Annotated in this window: 6 protein-coding genes and 1 pseudogene; 6 read left to right on the forward strand and 1 reads right to left on the reverse strand. The window is 66.2% G+C overall.

Annotated features, from left to right (window positions below; translation table 11 throughout):
• Nucleotides 1-238 (reverse strand): annotated as a pseudogene (locus ACFWF3_RS24355) (hypothetical protein); the annotation flags it as partial.
• A 273-nt stretch (nt 239-511) separates the two neighbouring features.
• On the opposite strand from ACFWF3_RS24355, the gene ACFWF3_RS24360 reads away from it, so the two are divergent.
• The 6 genes from ACFWF3_RS24360 to ACFWF3_RS24385 form a co-directional block, all read left to right on the forward strand.
• Nucleotides 512-886, forward strand: a complete 375-nt coding sequence (locus ACFWF3_RS24360) for a YidH family protein (protein ID WP_379315448.1) — start codon at nt 512-514, stop codon at nt 884-886.
• Nucleotides 883-1194, forward strand: a complete 312-nt coding sequence (locus tag ACFWF3_RS24365) for a DUF202 domain-containing protein (protein WP_379315438.1) — start codon at nt 883-885, stop codon at nt 1192-1194. Before ACFWF3_RS24360 ends, ACFWF3_RS24365 begins: the two co-directional genes overlap by 4 nt.
• A complete protein-coding gene (locus tag ACFWF3_RS24370) occupies nt 1191-2147 on the forward strand; it encodes a formylglycine-generating enzyme family protein (RefSeq protein WP_379315440.1) in 957 nt (318 codons plus the stop codon). The genes ACFWF3_RS24365 and ACFWF3_RS24370 overlap by 4 nt, the downstream gene beginning before the upstream one ends.
• A gap of 64 nt (nt 2148-2211) precedes the next feature.
• Nucleotides 2212-3669, forward strand: coding sequence for a sulfatase-like hydrolase/transferase (locus ACFWF3_RS24375; RefSeq protein WP_379315442.1), 1458 nt, complete (start codon nt 2212-2214; stop codon nt 3667-3669).
• A gap of 43 nt (nt 3670-3712) precedes the next feature.
• Nucleotides 3713-4375, forward strand: coding sequence for a DUF3159 domain-containing protein (locus tag ACFWF3_RS24380; protein ID WP_379315444.1), 663 nt, complete (start codon nt 3713-3715; stop codon nt 4373-4375).
• A gap of 44 nt (nt 4376-4419) precedes the next feature.
• On the forward strand, nt 4420-4867 hold a 448-nt coding region (locus tag ACFWF3_RS24385), incomplete at its 3' end, for an alpha/beta fold hydrolase (protein WP_379315446.1).

Below are 4867 nucleotides of genomic sequence, written 5' to 3' on the forward strand. Positions count from 1 at the left end.
GGTGGAACGACAGGGGCATGCTCGCCAATAGCTGCCCCTGCTGGTCTTTGACCTGCAACCGGTCTTGGTCGATGAGCAGCGAGCCTGCGTCGACGGTGACTACGGCCGACTTGCCGGACTGAGTCGCGGCGTAGTGCACCTCCGAGGTGGGGGTGGGCTCGGCATGGGCGATTCCGGTTGCCGCGGCGACAGCGCCGACAGTCAGTAGCGCAGCGGCTGCGGCTGTCCTGAAGTGCATGGTGTTCGAATTCCGTTCTCTGCGAGGGCAACTGAAGTACGCCCGACGGCCGTCGCCGCGATCCACTGTCTTGGACATAGTGTCGGTAATAGACGTGGTGTTTACTAACGGGCGACAAGCGCAAGACGCTAGCCGTGGGCCATGTCACTCGTCAACCCTGAATGTGTCGTGAGTCACGAATATCTGAGATCTGCACATTCGCTCGACACGAAGACCAATTATGGGCAGTATGTCCAATAACTATTGGGTAGATGTGAACGAGGACGTGTGAACGTGGCGAGTGAGAACGCCGACCGAGACGAGTCGCCGAAGGGCAGCGCGATCGAGCCGCTGGACTACCGATTCAGCCTGGCCAACGAGCGGACGTTTCTGGCGTGGATCCGAACCGCACTCGGTCTGCTGGCAGGCGGGGTGGCGGTGCAGACCCTGGCAGAGCAGTTCTCGACGTCAGGGTTTCGTCGTGCCATCGCCGTTTCCTGCGCGGGCTTGGCGGTGGTGATCGCGGCGGTAGCCCTTCGGCAGTGGCGACGCGTCGAGACCGCGATGCAGCGCGGCGATCACCTGCCCGGATCCGCGTTGGTCCCGGTGCTGGCAGTCGGAGTCACCGGTGTCGCGCTCGCGGCGGGCACCGCGGTGTTGGTGTCATGACCGTATCGAGGGTGTGGACGCCCGACGCGGGTCTGGCTGTCGAGCGGACCGTGCTGGCGTGGCGGCGCACCACGCTCGCGGCAGTTGTCGCGTTCGCCATCGTCACCCACGCCGCCATGACCAGCCCTACCGCTTGGCTGATTGCCGCAGCAGCGGCACTGGTGCTGGTCGTCGCCGCGATCGCCTGTCATCTGCGCGGACGTGCCCTTCGCGCACGCAGCCCCCGCCCCATCGGCGTGGTGGTCGCGACCACTGCTGTCACGGTTGCATTCTCCGCGGCAGCCACCACGATCGGACTGAACCTGTGAACTGCTGCGCTCCGAGGCCTGACCGGGACGACAACGTCATCCCACCCGCGAATCCGATCAGTGCGTCAGCTGCGGCCCTTGCGGGTACCGGACCCGGCGATATCGGGACACTGTCACATCTGGTCGCGGTGGCCGGTGCGCAGTTCGCGATGGGTAGTGCGGGCCCGGAGTGCTACCGCGCCGATGGCGAGGGACCTGTGCGTCCGGTGCGGGTGCACAGCTTCGAGATCGCCGCGCACACCGTGACAAACGGCCAGTTCGCTGCGTTCGTCGTCGCGACCGGTCATACCAGTGATGCCGAGCGCTTCGGCTGGTCCTACGTTTTCGCCGGGTTCCTGCCCGCGTCGCTGCGTCGCGTCGCTCGTCGCCCGGACGCCACGCCATGGTGGTGTGCCGTGCCCGGCGCGAGTTGGTGGGCGCCGGAAGGCCCTGGCAGCGATATCTCCGCACGCGCCCAGCACCCGGTCGTCCACGTGTCCTGGCGAGATGCGCAGGCCTACTGCCGATGGGCCGGGACCCGGTTGCCGACCGAAGCCGAGTGGGAATACGCCGCCCGCGGGGGCCTGGACCAGGCACGCTACCCATGGGGAGACGAACTGGCCCCGGACGGATCCCACCGCTGCAATATCTTCCGCGGACGTTTCCCGGCGCACAACACCGCCGACGACGGATACCGCGGAACCGCGCCTGTGGACGCGTTCACCCCCAACGGTTTCGGGCTGCACAACATGGTCGGCAACGTGTGGGAGTGGTGCGCCGATCGCTGGAGCACCGATCACCCCCGCGGCATCGTCGACGACCCGCGAGGCCCTGTCGATGGCACGACCAGGGTGCTGCGTGGCGGGTCGTACCTGTGTCACGACAGCTACTGCAACCGCTACCGCGTCGCGGCCCGCATCCACAACGAGCCCGACTCCACCAGCGGCAACACCGGATTTCGCGTGGCCCGCTGATCGATTTCCACCATGCCCGGGCGACCTCGGCCCTGGCCCAACCGAGAAAGAGAGGACCTCGCCGGTGTCCGAACAACCGATGAACGTACTCGTCGTCATGTCCGATCAGCACAACCCGAAGATTCTCGGCGCGGACGGCAATGCGCTCGTCCACACCCCGAACATGGACGCTCTCGCAGCCCGGGGAACGCGGTTCGATTCCGCGTACTGCGCCAGCCCGATCTGTGTCCCGTCGCGGGCCGCCTTCGCCACCGGTCTGTACCCCCATCAGACCGGGTACTGGGACAACGCCATGGGCTACGACGGAGTCGAGCAAGGCTGGGGACATCAGCTCCAGCGCGCCGGGCGACGGGTGGAGTCGGTCGGGAAGCTGCACTATCGCAACAGTTCCGATCCGACCGGATTCGATGCCCAGCATGTGCCGATGCACCTCAAGGACGGTATCGGCCAGGTATGGGGCTCGGTGCGGGATCCGTTGCCGCGCCGCGACAATGCCCCGCTGATGGTCAGTATTTCCGGCGGCGCGGACTCCGACTACACCCGCTACGACGCCGCGGTCACCGACCGCACCTGCGAGTGGCTCGGCGACGCCGACAATCACCGCGAGCCCTGGGTGCTCTACACCGGGCTGCTGGCGCCGCACTTTCCGTACCTGGCGCCGCCGCGGTTCTTCGAAATGTATGACCCGGCGCAGATGCCGGTGCCGACGATGCGCCCCGACCAGGGCAACCCTCGCCATCCGTGGGTGCAGACCTTCGCCGAGGTGCTGCCCGGACTCGACGACACCAACACCGAGGAAGAGCGCCGCCGGGCAGCGGCCGCCTATTACGGTCTGGTCAGCTACCTCGACCACAATCTCGGTCGTATCCTCGGCGCGCTCGATGCCAGCGGCCGAGCGGACAACACGCTGGTCATCTATACCAGCGACCATGGCGACATGGTCGGCAGCCGTGGGCTGTGGGGCAAGTCGCTGATGTACACCGAGTCGTCGGGTGTCCCACTCATCATGGCCGGTCCGGGGGTCGCGGCGGGAGCGGTCTGCCGAACCCCGGCCAGCCTGATCGATGTGTATCCCACGATCCTGCACGCGGCGGGTGTCGAGGACTCGGCCGGAACACGGCCGCGGCCGGGCCGCTCCCTGCTGGATCTGGCGGCCTTGCCCACCGATCACGGTCGCGTGGTGTTCAGCGAGTACCACGCGATGGGCGCACCCAGCGCGGCGTACCTGATCCGCAAGGGCGACTTCGCGCTGCACCACTATGTCGGTTTCGACTCCGAGTTGTACAACGTGAGCGACGATCCCGACCAGCGCGTCGACCTGGCCGCCGACCCCGATCACACTGCTGTGCTCGCGGACCTGGCCAGCGAACTTGCCGCGGTCCTCGACCCCGAAACCACCGAAACCGTCGACAAGCAGGCCAAGGCTGACCAGGCCGTGCTCGTAGAGCGTTTCGGCGGCCCCCTCGCCGCCGCGGCGATCGGCACCCCAGGTGAAACCCCGCCACCCGCGCTCACCGACTGACCCCCGCTCCGCTGTACTCCGGCTCACCGAAGGTGCTGATCCCGTGACCAATCCATCCGAATCCGATCCTCGATCGCACACCGGCGCCTCCGGTGTCTCCGAACTGCTCGCCAAGATCCGCGCCATGGGCGGTGCCCGCCACCTGATCGACGGCGCTGCCCCGATCCTGGGCTACCTCGTCGGCCTCCAGCTACACGGCATCATCGCCGGGGTCGTCGTCGCGATCGTCGCGGCGTTGATCGTCGCTGCGCTACGCGTACACCACGGCGACCGCCTCAAGGTCGTGGCCGCCTCGACCGCGCTGGTTCTGGTGTTCTCCGCGATGGCCGCTGCCACCGGCGAAGGACGTGACTTCTTCCTTCCGCCGCTGATCCTCTACGCCGCGTTGACACTGGCCTTCTCAGCGAGCCTGCTCACCTCCACACCGCTGACCTTGCCGATCTGCCGCCGGATCCGCTTCGAGCCTGCCGATCAATCCGATTCGGCTGCCCGGGTACAACTGCACCGCCGCATCACCGCCGCATGGATCGTCTTCTGCTTCGCGCACGTACTGATCATGGGCCCGGTCTATCTCGCCGACAATGTCGTGCTACTGGGCACACTCGCGCTGATCCTCAACAAACCCATGCTCATCGCGGCTTTCGCGGGCACCTGGGTCTGGGTGCGCCGACCGATGCGGATCAGCGAACCCAGTGCCGAGCACTGACCACATCGGCTGGTACCGAACACATTCGACCGAAGGAACCTGTCATGTGGACCCATACCACTTCCGCCACACAAGCCTGGTTCGATCAGGGCGCACACATCACCATCGACGGGATGCGCGTGTTCGTGTCAACGCGTGGATACCGCGACCGACCCACATTGCTGTTCATCCACGGCTTCCCGACTTCCAGTTTCGACTGGCGCGACACCATGGACCTCCTCGCTGACGAGTTCCATTGCGTTGCGGTCGATCTGCCCGGCTTCGGTCTGTCTGACAAACCTCTCGCCTACAGCTACTCGCTGTTCCAGCAGGCCGACATCGTCGAAGCTGTCGTCGGCGAACTCGGCATCACCGCCGCTCATGTGGTCTCCCACGACATGGGCACCAGCCTGCACACCGAACTTCTGGCCCGAAAGCACGCGGAGACAATGAAATTCGCGATCGTCGGCTCCACCTTTCTCAACGGCAGCATCCTGAAGACCCACGCCCAAC

Source organism: Nocardia sp. NPDC060220, from assembly GCF_042727815.1.
Taxonomy (GTDB): domain Bacteria; phylum Actinomycetota; class Actinomycetes; order Mycobacteriales; family Mycobacteriaceae; genus Nocardia.

Bases quoted from the DNA above. Each gene is read 5' to 3' on its own strand.
- ACFWF3_RS24365 (WP_379315438.1), top strand. From the start codon at position 883: ATGACCGTATCGAGGGTGTGGACGCCCGACGCGGGTCTGGCTGTCGAG.